Origin of the sequence: Mesorhizobium sp. L48C026A00, from assembly GCF_000502375.1 — a bacterium.
GTDB classification, from domain to species: Bacteria; Pseudomonadota; Alphaproteobacteria; order Rhizobiales; family Rhizobiaceae; genus Mesorhizobium; species Mesorhizobium muleiense.
Map to the genome: position 1 here is coordinate 122,869 of NZ_AYWU01000022.1, position 22,307 is coordinate 145,175.

A 22,307-nucleotide genomic window follows, 5' to 3' on the forward strand; every position below is an offset into this window, starting at 1 on the left:
TCGGAGCAATCCGACGGAATCCGACACGAAAGCCAATTCGTGAACCAAAACCGCTTTTTGAGCTGGCATAGCTCTTGCGGTTTGAACTGCGACATTCACCCAGCAACGGAGCCGTTCGATGTCCGCACCGGCAATTTCGCTTGAGAGCCTCAGCACGACATTCGGTGACCAGTTGCTTGCCACCGTGAAAGCCGGTGGCTGCGCGTCTTCGTCCTGCGGCTCGTCGATAAAGCCGGACGACACGGATGCGGCTATCTGGGAGAAGATCAAGGATCACCCCTGCTTTTCAGAAGAGGCGCATCACTATTTCGCGCGCATGCACGTCGCGGTCGCGCCCGGCTGCAATATCCAGTGCAACTACTGCAATCGCAAATATGACTGCGCCAACGAAAGCCGGCCTGGGGTGGTCTCCGAAAAGCTGACGCCCGACCAGGCGCTGAGCAAGGTGATCGCGGTCGCCAACCAGGTGCCGCAGCTTTCCGTGCTCGGTATCGCCGGACCGGGCGATGCCTGTTACGACTGGAAGAAGACGAAGGCAACGTTCGAACGAGTCGCGAGGGAAATCCCAGACATCAAGTTTTGCATCTCCACGAATGGGCTCGCGCTGCCGGACCATGTCGATGAGCTTGCCGACATGAATGTCGATCACGTGACGATCACCATCAACATGGTCGACCCTGAGGTCGGTGCAAAGATCTATCCTTGGATCTTTTACGACCATCGCCGCTACGTCGGCATCGAAGCCGCCCGGATCCTGCACGAGCGGCAGATGTTGGGTCTGGAGATGCTGACCGCGCGCGGCATCCTCACCAAAATCAATTCGGTGATGATCCCCGGCGTGAACGATGAGCATCTGATCGAGGTGAATAGATGGGTCAAGGAGCGAGGCGCGTTCCTGCACAACGTCATGCCGTTGATTTCGGACCCAGCGCACGGCACGCACTACGGACTGAGCGGGCAACGCGGCCCAAATGCAATGGAGATGAAGGCTCTTCAGGATCGTGTCGAAGGCGGCGCCCAGTTGATGCGCCACTGCCGGCAGTGCCGGGCAGATGCCGTCGGCCTGCTCGGAGAGGATCGTGGCCAGGAATTCACAGTCGACCGGATTCCCGCCGAGGTCACCTACGATGCCAGCAATCGCAAGGCCTATCGGGAGCTGGTCGTGGAGGAGCGCCGTGATCACGTGGCGGCTAGGAGAGAAGCGATCGAATTGGTCAAGGCAGCGAGCCCCGGCAAGTCCCTTCTCTTCGCGGTGGCAACCAAGGGCGGCGGCCGCGTCAATGAACATTTCGGCCATGCGAAAGAATTCCAGGTTTATCAAGCCTCGCCGAGAGGGATCAGCTTTGTCGGGCATCGCAAGGTGGAGCAGTATTGCCTCGGCGGCTGGGGCGCAGAAGCCGCCCTCGATGGCGCCATCGCAGCGCTTGGAGGCATAGATATCGTGCTGTGCGCCAAGATCGGAAATTGCCCCGAGGATCAGCTCGCGGACGCTGGAATCCGAGCCACCGACGCTTATGCCCATGACTATATCGAGACCGCAATCAGCGCGATTTACGCTGCCGCGTGTGGGACCCCCGCACTCGCGGCGACGGCCTGAGCTGTCTCATCCATTCGGACCAGGAGTTAAAATGGCTTTCAAGATCATCGCATCCCAATGCACCCAATGCGGCGCCTGCGAATTCGAATGTCCTTCCGGCGCGATCAAGTTCAAAGGCGAGAGCTACGTGATCGAGCCGCAGAAGTGCACCGAGTGCGAGGGGGTCTTCGATGCGCAGCAATGTGCCTCGGTATGCCCGGTGCCGAAGACCTGCGTTGCTGCGTGACGGACATTGGGCTGCCGACATGGTCGGGGCTGCCTCCGCAGTACGCCTGGAACGCCTTGTTCACAATCTGCAGCCTCAAGAGAAATCAGGGAACGGACATGTCGCTCGGACGCGAAGAGGAGGTCGAAATCCGCAGGCCTCCACGATTCATGCCGGGAGAGCGGGTACGTGCCACTCGCCACATAAAGAATGACGGCACCTATCCTGGCAGGGAGATCGGCGAAAATCTCGTGAGGAAGGGCGACGAGGGATATGTGCGCGACATTGGCACCTTTCTCCAGCAGTTCTTCATCTATGCGGTCGAATGGATCGACCGTGGCACCGTCGTCGGCATGCGAGCGCGTGAACTGATGAGCCTCGACAAAGCCGAGGCGCCCTGCAGTGCTGAAAGCAATACCAATGAAGGGACGGCCAGATGAAAGTCATGATCCGCAGGACCGATGCTGGCTTGTCGGCGTATGTCCCCAAGAAGGACCTCGAAGAGCCGATCGTCAAGCTCGAGAAGGAAGAGTTGTGGGGCGGAACTGTGACGCTCAGGAACGGGTGGCGGCTCCTCCTACCCGATCTTCCACGGGATACGCGTCTGCCGATCACCGTCGAGGCAAGGAAGGTTTCCGAAGAGGACTGATGCTGCCCCTTGATAAGGTGCGTCGCGAGGAAACGAGCATGAACACGATCCTGACATCGGGCCACCTCGTCATCGTGCGGGACAGTTTTGCCGAAAAGCTGCTTGACCTGGCGAAGGAAGCGCTCGCCGCCGATGAGGTGATCCCCTATCTCGGTCCGGGTCTTCTTGGGTTCAACTGTGCGGAACCGGCTGTGCCGCATACGCCCGAGGTCGTTGCCGCGGCACTCAATGCGCGGGCGCCAGCCCCTTCCAGGATCCGCACCAATATGTGGTCGGTTGCGCAGTTCATCGAACAGCGCCGGCATCGCCGGACGCTTCAAGCTTGGATGACCGACATATTCGCAGCGCCGGTGGCGCCGACCCTCCTCCATACCTGGCTCGCAAGGCTGCCGCTCTCCCTCATCATCGACAGCTGGTACGACGGCGCGATGCGCACGGCTCTCGTAGAGACCGGCCGAACGGACGTCGCCGAGATACAGGGCGTAACGCGGGCGAACGAAATCCAGGACATTTGGACGAAAACCTACGATTTGTTCGGGAGGGAACTCGACCCCGGATCGGGGGCAAAGACGGTTCTCTATACACCTCACGGGAGTATTAGGCCGGCGCAAAACTTTCTCGTCGCAGATTCCGACTATGTCGAAGTCCTGACCGAAATCGATATCCAGACACCGATCCCAGACGTGGTGAAGGAGCGGCGCATCACCCGTGGATTTTTCTTCGTTGGCTGCCGCTTCAACGATCAGATGCTGCGCATCTACGCCAGGCAGATCATGAAGCGCTCCCGAGGTCCACATTGCGCGGTAATGGACGCGGAAACGCTGACCAGAAACGAGGCGCGTTTCCTTGCGGCAAGCGGAATCACGGTGATCGACATGCCAGTAAGTGAAGCCGCGGCTCGGCTTATAGGAACGGGCACTGCTGCAGGTGTGGACAGGATTAACAATGGCGGGCCCCTTTGATGATGGGTCCTTCGGCTTGCCTCGAAGGCACAAAATTCAGTCGGGAATACACCCTTGAGCAGTGATGCTATCGGCAGCGCAACGAACGCTCTGAATTCGTTGACCCATGTGGAAGCGGCGCGCTGGGGCCGGGATTTGAGTACGCTGTTGCGCATCACGCGTATGAATTTGCGGCATCCCTGGCAGGTCGCCTTCGCTATGGGCTCGACGATCCTGGCGGCAATCCTCCAGTTGCTCATTCCCCAGCTTCTCGGCCGGGCTGTCGACCAGACCCAGACAGCCATCGGGGGCGGTGTCGCGGGGACCGCGGCAGGACAAGCGCTCTGGACCCCGGCTCTCCTGCTGCTCGCCGTCAGCGCGCTACGCGGCCTTTTCACGATGGCGCAGAACTATTTTGCCGAAGCCGTCGGGCATCATGTCGCGTACGAACTGCGGCTCGCCTACTACGAGAAGATCCAGCGTCTCAGCTTTTCCTTTCACGACCGGGTCCATTCAGGCGATCTGATCACCATCGGCATGCTCGATCTCGAAGGCGTGCGGATGTATTTTTCCACCGCGCTCGTTCGCGTGCTGCTGCTCACGATGCTGATCGGGATCGGCGCCTACATGATGATCTCGACCGATCCCATGCTCGGCCTGGTCGCGCTGAGCTTCGTGCCCTTCGTCGCCTGGCGCTCATCGGCCACACAGCTTAGGCTGCGCGCCACCTGGCTCGACCTGCATGAGCGGCTTTCGGTGCTAAGCCGCGTGATGGAGGAAAATCTCGCAGGCATCCGCGTGGTCCGCGCTTTTGCGGCTCAAGCCTATGAGATGCTGAAGTTCGACGGCGCTTCCAAGAACGCGCTCGACCTCGCCAACGACCGCGTTGACATCTACGTGCCCAGCACGTCGGCGATGACCTTGTCCTTCTTTTTCGCAATGGGATTGGTGCTCTGGATCGGTGGCAGCAAGCTCGTCGCTGGCGAGATCAGTGTCGGAACGGTGGCGACCTTCCTGACCTTCATGACAATCCTGCAAATGCCAGTCCGCCAGATCGGTCTCATGGTCAATGCCTTTGCCCGAGCTTCTAGCTGCGGTTCGCGGCTTTTCGGTCTCCTCGACCAGGAGATCACAATCAGGGATGCTCTCGAGGCCAGACCGCTCGAGATAAGCGACGGCACTCTGCGCTTCCACAATGTCTCGTTTGCGTACCCCAGCGCCGAAAACCGCGCCATTCTGAAGAACCTCAGCTTTGAGGCCCGTAGAGGCGAGACGATAGCGATCGTCGGTCCGCCGGGTTCGGGCAAATCGACGATGGCTCATCTGGTCCCCCGCTTTTACGACGTGACCGGTGGCGCCATCACGCTGGACGGCCAAGACATACGCAATGTCACCCTCGCGACCCTTCGCAAGGCGGTCGCCGTTGTACAGCAGGATGCATTCCTATTCACCACCACGATCGAGAACAACATCGCTTATGGCGATCCCTGGGCGAAGAGACAGCGGATCGAACGCGCTGGCGAATTCGCCCAGCTCCACAACTACATCCTCGGGCTCCCAGCAGGCTACGAGACGGTCGTGGGCGAACGCGGCGTCTCTCTCTCTGGCGGCCAGCGCCAGCGTCTCACGATTGCTCGCACCATGATGCTGCGCCCCTCCGTCGTCGTTTTCGACGACTCAACGGCCGCGATCGATGCCGGCACCGAGCAGCGCATCCGCGCGGCGATGCGGCGCTTCGCCAAGGATCGGGTGACGATCATCATCGCTCACCGGCTGAGTGCGCTTATGCATGCCGATCAGATCCTTTTTGTCGATAACGGCGAAATTGTAGAACGCGGCACGCATCAAGAGCTTTTGGCGAAGCGGGGACGCTACAGGGTCCTTTACGATCTCCAGACGCGCCCGGGTGATGACATTATGACCCAGTATGGGGGCGCCCGCTGATGGCCCAGGGCCGCGCCGGCGAACTCGAAGCCGAACGTGACGACGGCAGACGCCCTCCGCGCGCGGTTGTCGGCTCGCACCGTATCGAGGAGGAGATGTTCGGCCGGGCTTTCGACAAGAGCATCCTCCGGCGCATCTGGGCCTTCGTCCGTCCCTATCGGGCGAGGGTAGTCATCACGATTGCCGCAATGCTGATCTTCACCGGGACGCAGCTTCTCATCCCGTTGATCATCCGCTACGCGATCGACCACGGCATGAACCCGGCAAGGACCGATCGCTCAGCCCAGCTTGCGGCCGTCGGCGCGTTCGTTTTGGCGATTTTGGTCAATTTCGCTGCCGGCTACATGCAGGAAACCGTGATTGGGAAAATGGCCGAAACTGTCCTGTTCGACATCCGCCGCGCCATGTTTGGCCATCTGCAGAACGTTTCGCTCTCCTTCATGGACAAGACCGAGGTCGGGCGCCTGATGTCGCGCCTGCAAGGCGACGTCAACTCCATACAGGAATTCCTCGAAACCTCGGTATATTCCATAGGCGATGTTGCGCTTCTCTTCGGCATCGTTTTGGTAATGCTGTGGCTCGACTTCCGCCTCGGCCTCCTGACCCTCTCGGTTCTGCCGGTCCTGCTGATCGTCCGCATTGTCTGGCTGCCGCGTGCCCGCGACGCCTTCATGGCTGCACACGAGACTAATTCCGTCGTCAACGGCGCGCTGGCCGAAGCCATTCACGGCGTGCGCACCGTCCAGTCCATGGACCGCCAGCAGGTGAATTTCATTCTTTTTGACGACAAGGCCCATGCCAACCTCAGGACCCAGCTGATCGCTGCCAAATATGCACAGGTCATGGTGCCTATCGTCGATGGCCTCACCGGCCTCGCCATGGCCGCCGTTATTGTGGTCGGCGGCTCGATGGTCATGAATGGCCGCATAGATGTGGGCGTATTGGTAGCATACCTATTTTACATCCAGCGCTTCTTTGACCCGATCCGCTCACTGACCCTGCAATATTCGATCATGCAGCGCGCCATGGCCTCAGGCAAGCGCCTGACCGATGTGCTCGACGTCAGGATCGATGTTCAGGACAAACCCAATGCCGAGGTGCTTTCGCCCGAAATGGACGGCTCGGTCGAGTTCAGGGACGTCAGCTTCGGCTACAATCCCAAGTGTCCGGTGCTGAAAAATGTCTCCTTCCGGGTCAATCCCGGCGAGACGGTCGCACTGGTCGGGCCGAGCGGTTCTGGCAAATCGAGCGCGATGGCCCTGGTCCACCGCTTCTATGATGTTCAGCAGGGCCAAGTGCTGGTCGGCGGACATGATGTGCGCGATCTCACCCAGGAATCGCTCGGCCGCCAAGTCGCCATGGTGCTGCAGGAGCCATTCCTGTTCACCGGGACGGTCTTCGAGAACATTCGATACCACAAGACGGAAGCCACGCGCGACAAGGTGATCGAGGCCGCCAAGGCGGTCGGTGCGCACGACTTCATCATGAGCCTCGCCGACGGGTATGAGACCCAACTTGGCGAACGCGGCGACAACTTATCTCTCGGCCAGCGCCAGCTCATCAGTTTCGCTCGCGCCCTCGTCGCTGACGCCAAGATCCTCGTGCTCGACGAAGCTACCGCCAACATCGACAGCTACACGGAAATGCAAATTCAGAAGGCTCTGATAAAGCTGCTTGAAGGGCGCACTGGCCTCGTCATCGCCCACCGTCTTGCCACGATCCGGGGTGCCGACCGCATCATCGTGCTTCAGAATGGCCAAGTTATTGCGACTGGCAACCACGATCAGCTAATAGCCATGGGGGGCCTGTATTCCAAACTCTACAATCTCAACTACGCCTCCTTCGACGATATTCCCGAACACGATACGACCGTACAAGCCGGCTCCCAGACCTGACGTCTTGGCGGCCTTGTGGTAATGGCATTGACTCGGGCGTGCCGGACACTCAGGCCGCCGCAGACGAGGAAGCAGGCAGCATTCATGAAAAGCACTCGCGCAGATCGTGAAGACCGGCTGCGAACGATTTCCTCCAGCGTCGTTGTCCGACCGCGGTGCACCCCGCGACATCGTGCGAGCTCGCTCCAGGTGGTGTCGCTCGGCGTAGCAAAGCCGCTCGCGAGCGCGCCCTCAACAGCGCCGTAGCGAGTGACGGCTTTGCTACCGCCGAGCCGCTGATGAAGCTGGATGCGGGAGCCGCCACCGGCGCCGCCCCGGTCGAGAAGAACCCTCTGCGGCGGGCTATGGGCAATGACTAGCGCGAGCGCGACGAGCAGACGCGTGCCGGCACCGTGGCGCGCTGGGCCATCATCTCCTTAGAATCGTGCAGGCTCACACCGTGGCCCAGATGCCGACCAAAACGCACAAACCCGGTAATCTGTGCCGCCGGTTCGTCGTCAGTTTGGCCTCCCTCACGATTGCCCAATCCCCACCACGTGCACGCTCGAGCACGTGGATGTGAGGGAGCGCTGTTACAACGATTTACCTTCAGATCAGACCGCGAATTTCGTGGTCAGCCAAGTCGAGCCATGATTTCGGATTGAATGGTCGTCGCGGTGTACAGGGAAGCATCGAGCGGCAGATTTCCAAATGCCAGTTGACAAAGCAGGTAGTTGGCACCTGCCTCTTCCAACTGATCTAACAGAGCTTTTCGCACAGATTCTGCTGATCCTACCACGCACAATTCACGCTCTATTGCCGCATCAAAGGTCAGCGGCAGGTTTGGTGGAGTCGGGATGGCATTAAGGTCGTAAAGGAATTGGAAGCTCATGAGCCATCGTTCGTAAGCAGGTGCCGCGATCGAATACGCGTCTGTTTCGGAACGCCCAATCACCACCATTCGGAGCAATCCAATAAATGGTGCTTGATCGCCCGTGTCAGTGTTGTCCTCTCGATAGGCGCGGAAGGCATCTGTAGTTTTGCGAACAGAAGAGGAAGGTCCTACACACGCGATGTTTGCTCCATTCGCAGCGGCCCAGGCTGCGGACTCGGGTCGATTGGCGGCGACCCATGTCGGCGGATGTGGACGCTGATGAGGTCTTAGCGTCAAAGGAACGTCATTGAGCTCAAAATGGTGGCCTTGATAGCACAGGGTGCCGATCTTCATCGCATTAACAAGTATTTCAATAAGAATTTCGCTGGCTTCCGCATAGCGGCCCGGCACCGCGTCCGCACCAATCCCGAAGTAACCCAATTCGATCGGGAGAGCACCGCGCCCTATGCCCAGTTCGAGCCTGCCACCGCTCAACTGGTCCAGCATACAGATCTCTTCGAACGCACGCAGCGGATGATAAAGCGCAAGCAGCATCACCAAGGGTCCGAGACGCAGGCGCCGGGTGCGCTGGGCGACGCTCGATAAGAACAGATTTGGCGATGGACCTCTCCCATGGGGGGTACAGTGGTGCTCTGCGAGATGATAGGCATAGAACCCAAGCTGATCGCACGCCTCTGCTAATATCAGGCGGTCTTCGTACTGTCGGGCGATATCGCTGCCGTCCTCGTCCAGATGATCGAAGATGCCGAAGGCTAGGTTTGAAGGAAAGACGTTTGTCACTCGATATTGTCCCCGATTTTAAAGAAAAATGTTGTCATGCTTGGGTGACCAAGCAAGTCTAAATATAGCAGTGTGTGATCTCGGATTAGGGTCAGCGTACCGAACAAGCAGAGCCTGACGCTCCCCTGCCCGTGGTGCTTGGTATGTTTAAGCTTCCAACTATATCGCCAGCGGCAGCAAGAAATGCATCCAATTGCTCTTTTGTGCCGATGCTGACGCGGATGCAATGTTCCAAACCATTGTCCGGAAAGTAGGCAACGAGTATCTTTTGCCCTTCCAAGGCTGCTTGCCACCATGAGCCGTCCTGTCCCGCTGGCACACGGGCTAGCAAGAAATTTGCGTGGGAGGGCGTTACGGAAAATCCAAGTTGCGACAGTGCGGCTGTCACTCGCTGTCGTTCATGTCTGATGTGCTTGTGGTTCTCTGCGTAGGCGCCGCGATGCGCAAGCACGCTGATACCAACCGCATGCCCGATCACGTTCATGTTGAAGACGTTCTGGATGTTGCGCAGCCTGCCAATAATTTCAGGGTGACCGAAACCGAAACCGACGCGAATGCCGGCGGCGGCATAGCTCTTCGAAAATGTTCTCAAGATCAGAAGGTTCGAATAACGGTTGATGAGGCGCAGCCCGTGATCGGGCGCAAAGTCGACGTAGGCCTCATCAAGGACGATCAAGCGGTCCGATTGTGCCACGAGGCGTTCGATATCGCTTATCGGGAGGAATGTTCCGGTGGGATTGTTTGGATTGGCCAACAGAATGAACTTGGCTTCTTTTGCCGGACCGGAAAGCAATTGCTCCATTGGCAGGGAATGAGTTTGACATCCGATCTCGAGAAACTCAGCACCATGCAACATGGCAAGTTTGCGGTTGAACGAAAACCCAGGCGACATCATCGCCACCTTGTCGCCAGGGGCGAGGAAAGCTCTGTAGATGAGTCCGAGCAGTTCAGACGACCCGTTGCCTGCTATGACCTGATCCCTGGATAGGCCATAGGTATGGGACGCTGCTTCCCTCAATCTGATGTTGTCGTCGTCCGGATATAGATACTGGCGCTTGAGGGCCGCCACTGCACTTTGCATTATGATTGGCGGCAACGGAAACGGGTTCTCATTCGTATTCAGCTTGACAAAACTTCTACCCGGCGCTGGTCCGTTGGACGGCAGAGGATCTAACAGTCGCGTCACTTGCGGAAGAGACGAAAGCACAGTTTGCAGTTTTGCATCGGACATATCTTATCTCCGTTTCAGTCGCAGAGCGGCATCCGTATGAGCTCGCAACGAGAGCAACATGGCGGACGGGATTGACGATGGCAGCGCTGCCTTTCACAGGATGGTCGCAACGCCGGCTGCCGGGAATTGGGCCAGGCTGTCCTCGGTCGGATCGACTTGACGCCGACGCAGATCTGCATCCCTGCGCGGGGCTAAAGTGCTAAGCGGTCTGAGCTAATCGCCTGAGTCATGCTTTCACAGACGCCTGATCTCGATGCCGTATTTCCTCAGCACGTAGCCAATCTGGCGCGGGGTCAATCCAAGCAGGCGCGCCGCCTTTGCCTGCACCCAGCCACATCTTTCCATGGCAGCAATGACGCGCTCGACGTCGGTGGTCCTCGCGCCAATCGGGTGGGTTGCGCCGGCAGGCGGGACTATAGTTTCGGCCGAACGAGCGGCCGCGTCCGGCGGCGTGGCCGGCTTCACTGGCTCCGGCAGGATCGGCGCTGGTTGCAGCGCGGCCTTGCCCGATCTGCTCTCCCACAGCGCCTCGGCAAAGCATTGGCCCTGGGAGCAGGCAAAGTCGTTTCTCCCGATTGATAATCCCGCCGCCAGGATCGCTGTCCGGTGCACGCAATTTTCAAGCTCGCGAATGTTGCCGGGAAATTCACATTTCATCAGCACTTCAATCGCACGCGGATCGAAGGTGAGCGTACGGCCGTTCTCATCGTTGAAATTCTTGAGAAACTCAGCTGCGAGGAGCGGAATATCGCTGCGCCTTTGGCGCAACGCCGGCACCAGCAAGGGAACCACGTTGATGCGATAATATAGGTCGGCGCGGAACTCATTCCTTGCGACCGCCTCTTCCAGGTTCCTGTTCGTGGCGGCAATCACGCGAACATCGACCTTGATGGTCTGGTTGCTGCCGACGCGCTCAAACTCCTGCTCCTGCAGCACGCGCAGTAGCTTTGCCTGGAACGAGGCCGAGATCTCGCCGATCTCATCCAGAAACAACGTCCCCTTGTCGGCGAGCTCAAAGCGCCCCTTGCGGGAATTGAACGCGCTTGTGAAGGCACCCTTCTCATGACCGAACAATTCGGATTCCAGGACTGTCTCTGGCAGCGCTGCACAATTGAGTTTGATGAAGGGCCGCTTGGCGCGCGGCGACAACTCGTGAATTGCCTTGGCAGCCAACTCCTTCCCGGTACCAGATTCGCCTCGCAACAGAACCGTGGTCTTTGCCTTCGCTATCACCGCGATCTTCTCGAGCAGCGCGCTTAGCGCCGGACTGTCGCCAATCATCCCCTCGACGTGAACCTTCTTGCGCTGCCGTGCTGGGTGCGTGACATCAGAGAATTTCGTTTGCAGCCGATCTTCCAACGCCGGCGGTCGCTCGCGGTCGCCCGCGGAGAAGCGATGCAACTTGACTGTCTGTCCCACCATGTTGGCAACCATGGTGAGCAGCCGGACATCATAATCGAGCCGATACCTTGACCTGCTGTCCAAGAGGCGGTCGATAGTCAGCGTGCCTACGGCGTTCCCATCAACACGGATGGGAACGCCGATGAACGACACGGCGTCGGGGGCCCCAAGCACCTCTATGTCAGCGGCAGTGAAGGCCGAATGCATCGCTATGTCCTCGGCGACGAGCGGCATGTCCGTCGTCACAATCTGATCGATTGCGTTGCGCGGCAGGCGCGACCGGGAGCGCTCATTGCTGTTCTTGTCGCAGCCAGTGGCCACGGTGATGTCCAGTACGCCCTCGGCGTCGCAGAGAGCGATGATGCCGTGCCGCATCTGCACAAACGAGCGCAGGAGATCAACGACCTTAGCCAACGTGACTTCGAGCCGGGCGGGGTCGGTGAGTACTTTCGATATTTCGGAGATGCCGATGAGCGCGCGCTCGTGGAATGCCACATCCGCAGGATTCGTCTCGGACTTTGGGTAACCCTTTTTCGCATCCGGAAGCGATATGCGGCACTCGCCGGCATTTGGTTCTGATTTGCGAATGTTGTGGTGCATGTGATCCTCGATCTCGCGGCATGAAATGAATGCCGGCGGCATGTGCGCCCGCGACGTCGCGGGGCAAGCGCGAAAATGCTCTGACGTGAACTCGTGCCGCCGCCATCTGGTCGAGTGCAAAGCGGGTCGATCCCCTGACGCATCGCTTGGCTCTCCCTCCACGAAGCTTGGCCACGTTCTCGGCTTACACCGGGAGCAACCGCACGTTGATTCAAAAGACCGGAGCGAGGCGGGATAGTCAATCGAGGTTTCTTTCTTTCGTGAAAGAAAACCTCGGGGGCTTATGATAGAATTTATCAGTTCTAATTTGTGTCGGCGATGTTGAACGACAGAAATACCTGCGCCGGCGATGCGGTGCCCGAGCGAGTGACCGCGCCAAGCGCAAACTGCGGGGCCGTGCAACCGCATCGTCGCGGTCACGACCAGCGGCGTCAATCTCTACGTCTCGACGTCGCTTCCAAGCTGTTGCTGCAGCATTAGCGGGGCAAAGAGCACGGCAATTGTCCGCTCTCGTGCCAGCGATACGGCCCGTCCAAAGTCGGCAAATCCGAGGGGCGCACCACGATGTGCAGCAAAACCGCAACCCAGAGAGATCGACCGGCGGCAATCTGCCGGAGAACATCAACGGCGTGCTGGACGGCGCCCTTGTCAACCCCGTCTTGTGCCTCCGCATTCATCCCATCATTGGCGAGCCCAAGGTCAGTTCAGGTCATGCGGATCCATTTGGCATGGGTATTGCGGCGGCGTTGGTGCAGCGTTCGACCGGAGCGCCGCGATAGGGAGAAGCCCGGGAGAAGTCACGCCACCTCGATCCGGTCAGGGAGAGAGAAACAGTGTCAGCTGCACAAGTCCGCGGCGCGAGCCCCGCGCCCCGCAAACCCTTCTATGCCAAGCTTTACGCCCAGGTGCTTGTCGCCATCGCCCTCGGCGTCGCAATTGGCTATTTCTATCCGGGGACCGGCGAGAGCCTGAAGCCGCTGGGTGATGCCTTCATCAAGCTGGTCAAGATGATCATCGCGCCTGTCATNTTCCTGACAATTGCGACCGGCATTGCCGGCATGAACGATCTTCACAAGGTCGGCCGGGTCGCCGGCAAGGCGATGGTCTATTTCCTCACCTTCTCGACGCTCGCGCTGATCGTCGGCCTCATCGTCGCCAATGTCGTCCAGCCTGGCGCCGGCCTCAACATCGATCCGGCCTCGCTCGATGTTCAGGCCGTGAATACCTATGCCGCAAAGGCCCACGAGCAGTCGGTCACCGGCTTCCTGATGAACATCATCCCGCCAACGATTGTCGGTGCCTTCGCGGAAGGCGACATCCTGCAGGTGCTGTTCTTCTCGGTTCTGTTCGGCATGGCGCTGGCGATGGCCGCAGAGACGGGCAAGCCTGTCGTTTCGTTCCTTCAGGCGCTCATCGCGCCTGTCTTCAAGCTCGTCGGCATTCTGATGAAGGCCGCCCCGATCGGCGCTTTCGGCGCAATGGCCTTCACCATCGGCAAATATGGCATCGGTTCGGTCGTCAATCTCGCGATGCTGGTCGCGACGTTCTATTTCACCGCCTTCCTCTTCGTGTTCGGGATTCTCGGCGCGGTCTGCCGCTACAATGGCTTTTCGATCTGTTCTCTCATTCGCTACATCAAGGAAGAGCTGCTGCTTGTGCTCGCAACGTCCTCTTCGGAGGCCGCGCTTCCCTCGCTCATGCAGAAGATGGAGAAGGCGGGCGCCAGGCGTTCGGTCGTGGGTCTCGTCATCCCGGCCGGATATTCGTTCAATCTGGACGGCACCAATATCTACATGACGCTGGCGGCCCTCTTCATCGCGCAGGCGACGAACACGGATCTCTCAATCGGCGATCAGGTGCTGCTGCTGCTCGTTGCGATGCTTTCCTCCAAGGGCGCTGCAGGTGTGACAGGTGCGGGCTTTATCACCCTGGCTGCTACGCTCGCCGTAGTTCCGAGTGTTCCCGTTGCGGGGATGGCACTTATTCTCGGCATCGACCGCTTCATGTCCGAATGCCGGGCACTGACGAATTGCGTGGGTAACGCAGTGGCATCCCTCGTCGTCGCCCGTTGGGAAGGAGAATTGGACCGAGCGCAGATGAAAGCCGCCTTCTGCGGTCATCAGCTTGCCGAGGGATCAAACCGGCGATCCTCCGCCGAGTAGGTCGACACACCGCGACCGGTTAAGTCGCCTAGCTGGCCACATGACCTGAACGATCGGCTCGCAGGCTCTAAACGGCGCCTCACGGACCATGTATCAGAAGCGCTAAATGTGTGAGTGCAAATCGTCGCCCCCCTAAGCGAATGAACCTTCCGTTATACCCGGCCGGTCTACGTCTGGAGTGCTGTTCGTCCAATACGCTGTTCAGTATGCGGACGTCTTCACTTTGCCACCCGAAACCATTGTCGAATCGCGCTAGGTGACAGAGAGCCAGCCTGCGCCAAAAACCAATCAGAACAGGACCCATGACCAAGCGCCCCACAATTGCCGATCTCGCCCGCGAAGCCCGAGTCAGCGTAGCAACGGTCGATCGGGTTCTGAACGCCCGCCATCCGGTGCGCGAGGAGACCGCGCGGCGGGTCCACGACGCCGCCCACGCGATCGGCTATCATGCCGCCGGGCTCATCAAGCAGCGCTTGCGGCGAGACCTTCCGCGCTACCGTCTGGGCTTCATCTTGAGAAAACCGGCCCAGCATTTCTACCAAGACTTTGCGCGCGAGGTCGAAGCGTCGGTCAATTTGGCCCAGTCCTTCCACGGCATTCCGCTCATCGAATTCGCCCCGTCACATATGCCCAGCGACCTGATCGCACCGCTCAAGGATTTGGGCGCACGCTGCCATGCGATCGCGATGGTGGCACCGGACCACCCGAAAATTACAGCAGCGGTTGAGGACCTCAAGGCCAAAGGCATTCCGGTTTTCTCGCTGCTTTCCGACTTCGCCGCCGGCGTGCGACAGGGCTATATCGGCCTCAACAACCGCAAGGTGGGACGCACGGCCGCTTGGATGGTGTCCAAGGTCGCAAAACGGCCCGGCAAGGTGGCGGTGTTTGTGGGCAGCCATCGTTTCCAGGGGCACGAGCTCCGCGACGTCGGCTTTCGCTCCTATTGCCGTGAGAACGCGCCGACGTTCGAGGTGCTCGATCCGCTCGTGAACCTCGAGAAACGGCAGATCACCTACGAGGCAACGCTTGACCTCATGCAGCGGGAACCCGAGCTCGTCGGCTTCTATGTCGCCGGCGGCGGGATGGAGGGCGCCATCTCCGCGGTCCGGGAAGAGGGCAAAAGTCGGGATCTCGTCGCGATCGTGAATGAAATCACGCCGGAATCTCGGGCGGCACTCGCAGATAACATCATCACGATGGCGGTCGCCACGCCAATGCGCCGGCTTTCCCAGGAGCTGATAACGCTGATGACGCGGGCTATCGAGACCGGCACCGCTGAAACACCAGGACAGACATTTCTGCCGTTCGACATCCATCTGCCTGAAAATATATGAAACTGGATTCTCGTAAGCGGGGAGTTTCCTTTCATAGATGAGAGAAAGTTGATTGATGATCCGATCCACGTGGGGTAGCCGCACCCCATAGGCCTCAGTCGCGGCCCAGGATGAAGCGCCGATTGGGTGAACGGATCGGCCGCGCGTTCAGGCGGAAGCGCGATGTAAATTGCCTACATCCGCAGCGTCGACCTCGACCGGCTTCATTGCCAACATCCTCGACGTTGTCGGTGCAGGGCGGTGTCGTCAAGGATGCCTCACGCCAGTAGCCGAGCGAGGCCGGCACAGTCCATTGGGTCGACCTCGTCGACCGCCATCTCCCCGCCTGGCTGCGCGTGAAAAGCCGCGGCAAGGCCGGCAAAGTTGGCATTTAAGTGGGGCAAAACATCTTGTGGGACTTCGCACGCGAAATCGGAGGCGGCAGTCAATTCAGTACCAACCCGGGCATGTGTTCTGCTCGTTCCTGGCCATCGTACTCAGCAAGGAACTGCGCCGCTCTGCCGGGCCAAGGCCTGACGCCCGAATGGCAACCGCTCCTACGCGATCGCGACCGCCTCCAGGAAGCCACCATTGAAAAGGATGCTCGCGTCGTCACCACCACGTACGGCCAAAGTAGGCAACGTCTTGAAGGCAGCTGGCATCGCTCTGCCACACAACCTCGACGAACAACTCGCCTGAGATCAGCCCCAAAATGTGGTGGTAACACGTGCCGGCGCGCGCCTAACATGCTGATCAACGGCATTATTCTTACAGGCGGTGTTTAGGTGGGGCTAAATCTCTTCTGGGACTTCGCACGCGAAATCGGAGGCGGCAGTCAATTCGGTACCAACAACGGCAAGGTCGGATCCGGCGTGCCCGAGACGCTCAATAGCTTTCAAGCAAAGGCGCCAGGCGAGATGCCTCCTGCAACATCATTTCCCGCATCCATAGGCTTGCCGGATCAGTGTTGTGAAGCGCAGGCCATTGGACGGCCTCCGTGAATGCGGGATGAGGAAGTGGCGGCGGAAGTCCGACAATCCGCAGGGGTGTTGTTTGTGCGAAATGCTGCGCCAGCCGTAAGGGCATGGTCCCGATGCGGTTGGTGCCTGATAGGACGGGCGCGATCAGGCTAAAGCCCTGTACGACGACCTCGATACGTCTCTCGAAACCGTGCTCGAGCAAATACCATTCCTCCATGGTGGGCTGCCGGGTGTGCCTGAATTTGAGCACAACATGCCCCATCGACAAGTATCGGTCGAATGTAAGTGGCTCTGACAGCTGCTTGTTCGTGCCGCAGCCTACGCATACGAGCATATCTTCGAACAGGGCTGCGCGAGGATGTTTCGACATGAACACTTCCGGCATAATCAGAAAATCAACGTCGCCGCGCCGGAGAAGCTGTGGCCTGAGGCGTTCTGCCGGAAACTGGCCGGCAAGGGNATATCTTCGAACAGGGCTGCGCGAGGATGTTTCGACATGAACACTTCCGGCATAATCAGAAAATCAACGTCGCCGCGCCGGAGAAGCTCCTCGGGGTCGTCGGAAATAGGCAGACATTCGAAGCGGACGGCCGGAGCTTCCCGCGCAGCACGCTCTACGATGTTCTTAAAAAATACGAGCGTGAGGTAATCGGAAAGCATGATTCGGAAGAGACGAACCGATTGGGCTGGGTTAAAGGCGTCGGGGGAAATAATCGATAGCTGGATGTGCAGCAATGCGTCCCGGACTGCTGGGGCGAGCCCCTCCGCGCGCGGTGTCAAAATGAGCTCGCGGCCGTTCATCGCAAATAGCTCATCGCTGAAATAGGCGCGTAACCGAGCGACGGCGGCGCTCATGGCCGGTTGGCTCAGGTTAATACTGTTGGCCGCGGCAGTGACTTTACGCTCCCTGATCAGAGCGTCCAGCACAACGAGGAGATTTAGATCCAGCCCCTTAAAACGCATGCCCTGATCTATCCAGCGTGTGGATGGGTACCATCTAAACAATCAATTTTACGAATTTACGAACCATGCATTAGAGGAACGTAAATGACCGACGTCAAGCTCAAATCGACGGCGCCGCGACACGGGCGGGAACATCGAGAGAGCTCATTTGCGAGCCCGACCGGCTGGCTCACCTTCGCTAACGACAACGGTTGAGTACAGCCAACAACGCCGCCGCTTTGGCCGGGTAATGCGGCCCGCAACAAACTAATATGAAGAGAGGTCCTGAATGCGCCCTCAGGTGCAGTGGAAGTTGTGCTGGGAAAACGAGTTGCAGCTCTCCGATCACGTCGAGCTCGCCGAGTTCTTTCGTAATACCTACGGGCCGACCGGGGCGTCCAACGCAGAACCGTTCGAAGGTAGTCGAAGCTGGGCCGGAGCCAGGCCTGAACTCCGCGTAATCGCCTATGATTCGAGCGGTGTAGCGGCTCACATGGGCGTACTGCGCCGTTTCATCAGGGTTGACGCGGTCGACCTGTTGGTGGCTGAGCTGGGCCTGTACGGGGTACGTCCGGACCTTGAGGGTCTCGGAATCGCCCATTCAATCCATGTCATGCTTCCAATACTGCAGGAGCTTGGCGTTCCATTCGCTTTCGGAACGGTCCGGGACGCGCTGCGGAATCATGTTGAGAGGTTCGGGCGGCGATACAGCCCTTTGGCCGTTTTGTCGGGAATTCGCGTGCGCTCCACCCGACCAGAGGCGCGCCTCGACCTGCCGCCCACACGCATCGATGACGCACTCACCATTGTTCTGCCAGTTGGACGGCCGATCAGCGAATGGCCCACGGGCACGATGATCGATCGGAACGGACCAGAGCTATGAGCAGTCCCGATTGCTTGTACGAAATGCGCCGTGAGTGCTCTGACGGCACTGGCCGTCGCAGCGTTTATTTGACGTTCGACGACGGTCCCAATCCACTTTTCACACCGGAGATTCTCGATGTGCTGGCAGAGCAGCGGGTGCCGGCGACTTTCTTCGTCATCGGCGCCTACGCCTTAGAGCACCCGGATCTAGTCCAACGAATGTTTGCAGAAGGGCACGAGCTAGGCAACCACACGATGACTCATCCGAATCTGTACAAATGCGGCTTCGGCGAAGTGCAACGTGAGGTCTTTGAAGCGAACGGCGCCATCATGAGGGCGTGCCCGCAGGCCTCGGTGCGCTATATTCGCGCGCCCTATGGCGCTTGGAGCGAAGAAGTCTTCACAGCGTCACAGATCGCCGGGCTGGCGGCCCTCCATTGGTCCGTCGACCCTCGAGATTGGTCTCGCCCTGGGGTCGACGCGATTATCGATCGCGTGCTCGCCTCTGTCCGGCCGGGCGCAATCGTACTCTTGCACGACGGATGCCCTCCCGGCGAGTTGAGCCAGGGTGCTCACGCCGGTCTGCGCGACCAGACGGTCACGGCGCTGTCCCGGCTGATTCCAGCACTGCGTGAGCGCGGATTTGTAATCCGCTCACTTCCTCAACATCACTGAACAAACGAGATCCCATGACTCTTCTTGGTACAACCAGCACTGTCGCCATTTCGCTTTATGCACTGCTCTCGACTGCTTATAAGAGCATGCAGGGGCTTTATGCTCTGCCGACAAACGACTCATCGGCGTTGGAGGATCTCGTCGGCTCCGATCAACTGCCCAGCGTGGATGTCATCGTCCCCTGCTTCAACGAGGATCCGCGCACGCTTTCAGAGTGCCTGGCTTCCATTGCAGACCAAGAATACGCCGGAAGTCTTCGGGTCTATGTGGTTGATGACGGTTCTGGAAATCGCGAAGCCGTAGGAACTGTCCACGAAAGCTACGCGCGCGACCCTAGGTTCGACATCATTTTGCTTCCCGAGAATGTTGGAAAGCGCAAGGCGCAGATCGCCGCGATACGCCGCTCATCCGGGGATTTGGTGCTTAACGTTGATTCAGACACGATACTCGCGTCCGACGTCATTACCAAGCTTGTACCGAAGATGCGAAATCCAGCGGTCGGCGCGGTCATGGGTCAGTTGACGGCCAGTAACCGGAGCGAGAGCTGGCTGACCAGGCTGATAGACATGGAGTACTGGCTGGCTTGCAACGAGGAGCGCGCGGCACAGGCTCGCTTCGGTGCCGTTATGTGCTGTTGCGGCCCATGTGCCATGTACCGCCGGTCTGCGCTCCTTTTGTTACTGGACCAGTACGAGTCGCAATTTTTTCGGGGCAAGCCAAGCGACTTCGGTGAGGATCGCCATCTCACTATCCTCATGCTGAAAGCAGGCTTTCGAACCGAGTACGTTCCGAGCGCCATCGCGGCCACAGTCGTTCCGAACAGACTCGGACCGTATCTGCGCCAACAACTCCGTTGGGCACGAAGCACATTCCGGGACACGCTGCTTGGGCTGCGCTTGCTGCCCGGCCTCAATAGCTATCTCACGTTGGACGTGGTCGGACAGAATCTCGGGCCGCTACTCCTCGCCCTATCGGTACTAACGGGCCTCGCACATTTCGCACTGACAGGCACTGTGCCTTGGTGGACAGGACTGATGATTGTGTCCATGACCATGCTCCGATGCAGCGTGGTAGCATTTCGTGCTCGACAGTTTCGATTTCTGGGCTTTTCCCTGCACACGTTCATCAACATCTTTCTCTTACTTCCCTTGAAGGCCTACGCGCTGTGTACATTGAGCAATAGCGATTGGCTGTCGCGAAGCTCTGCTGTCGCTACATCGAACACTGGGGGAAAACAGGCCCCCACCCAAACTCCGATCACTGGATCAAGCAGGGCAGAATTCTCATCGCATGCGGCTCCGCTTCGCAGGCTCAATCTTGCGCGGATTCTTCGGCATTAGCGCTGTCGGGCAACATTTGCGGCGACGAGTGATCGCTAATTACCTAGGTGGACGAGAGGTGGACGAGTTTGACCCAGAACATGAATCATCAGTTGCTCGATCGGGAATTGGCCGCAGACGATCCGTGGCGCCTCGACGGCAATCCGTTCGAGCGGGAGCGCCACACGCAAATGCTCCAGCTGGCGCTTGCCCAAGGCTCCATTACAAATGCCCTCGAAGTCGGGTGCGCTGCCGGCGCATTCACGGAAAAACTAGCCCCCTACTGCCAAGTGCTCACCGTCATCGATGTCGTGGCGCAAGCGATTGCTCGAGCACGTCAACGGATAAAGGAGCCGCCGCGCATCAACTGGATAGTCTCCGATATTCAACAGTTTTCGACCGACGAGTTGTTTGACCTGATCGTTGTGGCGGAGGTCCTCTACTACCTCGAAGACATAGCCGAGATGCGCGCGGCCGTCCAAAACCTGGTGCGGGTGCTTGCGCCAGGCGGGCATCTGATCTTCGGATCGGCAAGGGATGTTAATTGCCGTCGCTGGGGTCACGCCGCTGGTGCTGAGCCGGTCATCGCCATGCTGAGCGAAACGTTGATCGAGGTAGAGCGTCTTGAGTGTCGGGGCGAGTCGGTCAACGAAGACTGCTTGCTCGTCCGATTCCGGAACCCGCTTTCCGCTTCCTGATGTATCGAATTTATCGCCGTTAACGTGGAGACACTATGCGCATCTGTGGTATCAAGCTGACCCATGACGGGGCGATCGCCCTTGTCGAGGATGGACGGCTCGTCTTCTGCGTTGAGCAGGAAAAGCGGCACAACAATCCGCGTTATCAAACCATCGATAATCTCGACGCAATTGTCGCCGCTTTGGCGGAACAGGGGCTAAATCCTTGTGATGTCGATCAGTTCGTTATCGACGGCTGGGATGGCGAAGACGAGTCACAGTTTCAGGTCCGGCAGGCAACCAAGCAACCGCCAGTCTTGGCGTCCCTCTCGGTAAAATGAACCCATGTCCATGGTAGCGATCGATCTTACTGACGTAAGCAAAACTTATGACAAGCTCGTTGTCGACAGACTGTCGTTCCGCGTTGCGGCGGGGGAATGCTTCGGGCTCTTGGGACCGAACGGTGCGGGCAAAAGCACGATTGCGCGTTTGGTCCTCGGCATGACATCGCCTGATGCGGGGAAGATTACTGTGCTCGGCGCTCCAGTGCCGGCGCGCGCGCGTTTGGCACGTATGCGCATCGGCGTGGTCCCGCAGTTCGACAATCTTGATACCGCGTTCACTGTACGCGAGAACCTGTTGGTGTTCGGGCGCTACTTCCGGATGAGCAGACGCCAGATCGAAGCGGTCATACCATCGCTGCTTGAGTTCGCCCGCCTCGAGAACAAAGCGGATGCGCGCGTCGCCGAACTGTCCGGCGGCATGAAGCGGCGCCTGACGCTGGCGCGTGCGCTGGTCAATGACCCGCACTTGCTGGTGATGGACGAGCCGACCACCGGCCTCGATCCGCAGGCCCGCCACCTGATCTGGGAACGGCTGCGATCGCTGCTGGCGCGGGGCAAGACTATTCTTTTGACTACCCATTTCATGGAAGAGGCCGAGCGGCTGTGCGATCGGCTGTGCGTTATGGAGGAGGGGCGCAAGATCGCCGAAGGCCGCCCGTCCGCACTCATTGACGAGCAGATCGGCTGTGACGTGGTCGAGGTCTACGGCGGCAATCCGCATGAACTGGGTGCGCTGATCCGGCCGTACGCACAGCGCATCGAGGTGAGCGGTGAGACGCTTTTTTGCTATGCACCCGATCCGGAGCAGGTGCTGGTGCAGCTACGCGGGCGCGCGGGTCTACGCCTTCTGCAGCGTCCCCCCAATCTCGAGGATGTGTTTTTGCGGCTAACCGGGCGCGAGATGGAGGACTGAA

Annotated in this window: 18 protein-coding genes and 4 pseudogenes; 17 read left to right on the forward strand and 5 right to left on the reverse strand. The window is 59.2% G+C overall.

The window, feature by feature from the left end; translation table 11 throughout:
• Positions 1-118: 118 nt before the first annotated feature.
• The 7 genes from nifB (at position 119) to X738_RS70845 (ending at position 7,231) form a co-directional block, all read left to right on the forward strand.
• Positions 119-1,597 (forward strand): nitrogenase cofactor biosynthesis protein NifB, encoded by a 1,479-nt coding sequence (gene nifB, locus X738_RS70820; protein WP_023802027.1) that lies wholly within the window; start codon positions 119-121, stop codon positions 1,595-1,597.
• Between the two features lie 31 nt (positions 1,598-1,628).
• Positions 1,629-1,823 (forward strand): 4Fe-4S dicluster domain-containing protein, encoded by a 195-nt coding sequence (locus X738_RS70825; protein WP_023802028.1) that lies wholly within the window; start codon positions 1,629-1,631, stop codon positions 1,821-1,823.
• Between the two features lie 98 nt (positions 1,824-1,921).
• Positions 1,922-2,242, forward strand: coding sequence for a nitrogen fixation protein NifZ (locus X738_RS0143160; RefSeq protein ID WP_031256099.1), 321 nt, complete (start codon positions 1,922-1,924; stop codon positions 2,240-2,242).
• On the forward strand, positions 2,239-2,451 hold the full coding sequence (gene nifT, locus X738_RS70830; RefSeq protein ID WP_023802030.1) for a putative nitrogen fixation protein NifT: 213 nt from the start codon (positions 2,239-2,241) through the stop codon (positions 2,449-2,451). The genes X738_RS0143160 and nifT overlap by 4 nt, the downstream gene beginning before the upstream one ends.
• Positions 2,452-2,489: 38 nt before the next feature.
• Positions 2,490-3,413 carry an SIR2 family NAD-dependent protein deacylase gene (locus tag X738_RS70835; RefSeq protein WP_051407922.1) on the forward strand — a complete coding sequence of 308 codons (924 nt, stop codon included), beginning with the start codon at positions 2,490-2,492 and terminating at the stop codon, positions 3,411-3,413.
• Between the two features lie 54 nt (positions 3,414-3,467).
• Positions 3,468-5,336, forward strand: coding sequence for an ABC transporter ATP-binding protein (locus X738_RS70840; RefSeq protein WP_023802032.1), 1,869 nt, complete (start codon positions 3,468-3,470; stop codon positions 5,334-5,336).
• The gene (locus tag X738_RS70845) at positions 5,336-7,231 is read left to right on the forward strand and encodes an ABC transporter ATP-binding protein (RefSeq protein WP_023802033.1); all 1,896 of its coding nucleotides are present in this window, start codon (positions 5,336-5,338) and stop codon (positions 7,229-7,231) included. The genes X738_RS70840 and X738_RS70845 overlap by 1 nt, the downstream gene beginning before the upstream one ends.
• Positions 7,232-7,844: 613 nt before the next feature.
• Here X738_RS70845 and X738_RS70855 read toward each other — a convergent pair.
• The 3 genes from X738_RS70855 to nifA all read right to left on the reverse strand — a co-directional run bounded on the left by X738_RS70855 (position 7,845) and on the right by nifA (position 12,159).
• Positions 7,845-8,885, reverse strand: coding sequence for an LLM class flavin-dependent oxidoreductase (locus tag X738_RS70855; RefSeq protein WP_023802035.1), 1,041 nt, complete (start codon positions 8,883-8,885; stop codon positions 7,845-7,847).
• A gap of 91 nt (positions 8,886-8,976) precedes the next feature.
• Positions 8,977-10,116: a histidinol-phosphate transaminase gene (gene hisC / locus X738_RS70860; protein ID WP_051407920.1), complete on the reverse strand. Its 1,140-nt coding sequence runs from the start codon at positions 10,114-10,116 to the stop codon at positions 8,977-8,979.
• 234 nt (positions 10,117-10,350) lie between these two features.
• On the reverse strand, positions 10,351-12,159 hold the full coding sequence (gene nifA, locus X738_RS70865; protein ID WP_023802037.1) for a nif-specific transcriptional activator NifA: 1,809 nt from the start codon (positions 12,157-12,159) through the stop codon (positions 10,351-10,353).
• A 524-nt stretch (positions 12,160-12,683) separates the two neighbouring features.
• On the opposite strand from nifA, the gene X738_RS70870 reads away from it, so the two are divergent.
• The 4 genes and pseudogenes from X738_RS70870 to X738_RS89805 all read left to right on the forward strand — a co-directional run.
• A complete protein-coding gene (locus X738_RS70870) occupies positions 12,684-12,896 on the forward strand; it encodes a hypothetical protein (RefSeq protein WP_023802038.1) in 213 nt (70 codons plus the stop codon).
• A gap of 54 nt (positions 12,897-12,950) precedes the next feature.
• Entirely contained in the window at positions 12,951-14,279 is a 1,329-nt protein-coding gene (locus tag X738_RS70875) for a dicarboxylate/amino acid:cation symporter (RefSeq protein WP_023802039.1), read from the forward strand.
• A gap of 302 nt (positions 14,280-14,581) precedes the next feature.
• Positions 14,582-15,613 (forward strand): LacI family DNA-binding transcriptional regulator, encoded by a 1,032-nt coding sequence (locus X738_RS70880; protein WP_023802040.1) that lies wholly within the window; start codon positions 14,582-14,584, stop codon positions 15,611-15,613.
• 442 nt (positions 15,614-16,055) lie between these two features.
• Positions 16,056-16,291: pseudogene (locus X738_RS89805) on the forward strand (IS1634 family transposase); the annotation flags it as partial.
• Between the two features lie 186 nt (positions 16,292-16,477).
• On the opposite strand, the pseudogene X738_RS70885 reads toward X738_RS89805, so the two are convergent.
• Together X738_RS70885 and X738_RS70890 are read right to left on the reverse strand one after the other, a co-directional pair.
• Positions 16,478-16,993: pseudogene (locus X738_RS70885) on the reverse strand (LysR family transcriptional regulator); the annotation flags it as partial.
• A 71-nt stretch (positions 16,994-17,064) separates the two neighbouring features.
• Positions 17,065-17,535, reverse strand: a pseudogene (locus X738_RS70890) (LysR family transcriptional regulator); the annotation flags it as partial.
• A 268-nt stretch (positions 17,536-17,803) separates the two neighbouring features.
• Between X738_RS70890 and X738_RS70895 the strand changes: the two are divergent.
• From X738_RS70895 to nodI, 6 genes and pseudogenes are all read left to right on the forward strand, one after another.
• The gene (locus X738_RS70895; RefSeq protein ID WP_023802045.1) at positions 17,804-18,397 is read left to right on the forward strand and encodes a NodA family N-acyltransferase; all 594 of its coding nucleotides are present in this window, start codon (positions 17,804-17,806) and stop codon (positions 18,395-18,397) included.
• On the forward strand, positions 18,394-19,053 hold the full coding sequence (nodB, locus tag X738_RS70900) for a chitooligosaccharide deacetylase NodB (RefSeq protein WP_023802046.1): 660 nt from the start codon (positions 18,394-18,396) through the stop codon (positions 19,051-19,053). The genes X738_RS70895 and nodB overlap by 4 nt, the downstream gene beginning before the upstream one ends.
• A 14-nt stretch (positions 19,054-19,067) precedes the next feature.
• The gene (nodC, locus tag X738_RS70905; protein ID WP_023802047.1) at positions 19,068-20,393 is read left to right on the forward strand and encodes a chitooligosaccharide synthase NodC; all 1,326 of its coding nucleotides are present in this window, start codon (positions 19,068-19,070) and stop codon (positions 20,391-20,393) included.
• Positions 20,394-20,473: 80 nt separating this feature from the next.
• Positions 20,474-21,070, forward strand: a complete 597-nt coding sequence (nodS, locus tag X738_RS70910; protein WP_031256114.1) for a nodulation methyltransferase NodS — start codon at positions 20,474-20,476, stop codon at positions 21,068-21,070.
• A gap of 35 nt (positions 21,071-21,105) precedes the next feature.
• Positions 21,106-21,351 (forward strand): annotated as a pseudogene (locus X738_RS70915) (carbamoyltransferase N-terminal domain-containing protein); the annotation flags it as partial.
• A 43-nt stretch (positions 21,352-21,394) separates the two neighbouring features.
• The gene (gene nodI / locus X738_RS70920) at positions 21,395-22,306 is read left to right on the forward strand and encodes a nodulation factor ABC transporter ATP-binding protein NodI (RefSeq protein ID WP_031256116.1); all 912 of its coding nucleotides are present in this window, start codon (positions 21,395-21,397) and stop codon (positions 22,304-22,306) included.
• The last annotated feature ends 1 nt before the right edge of the window (position 22,307 follow it).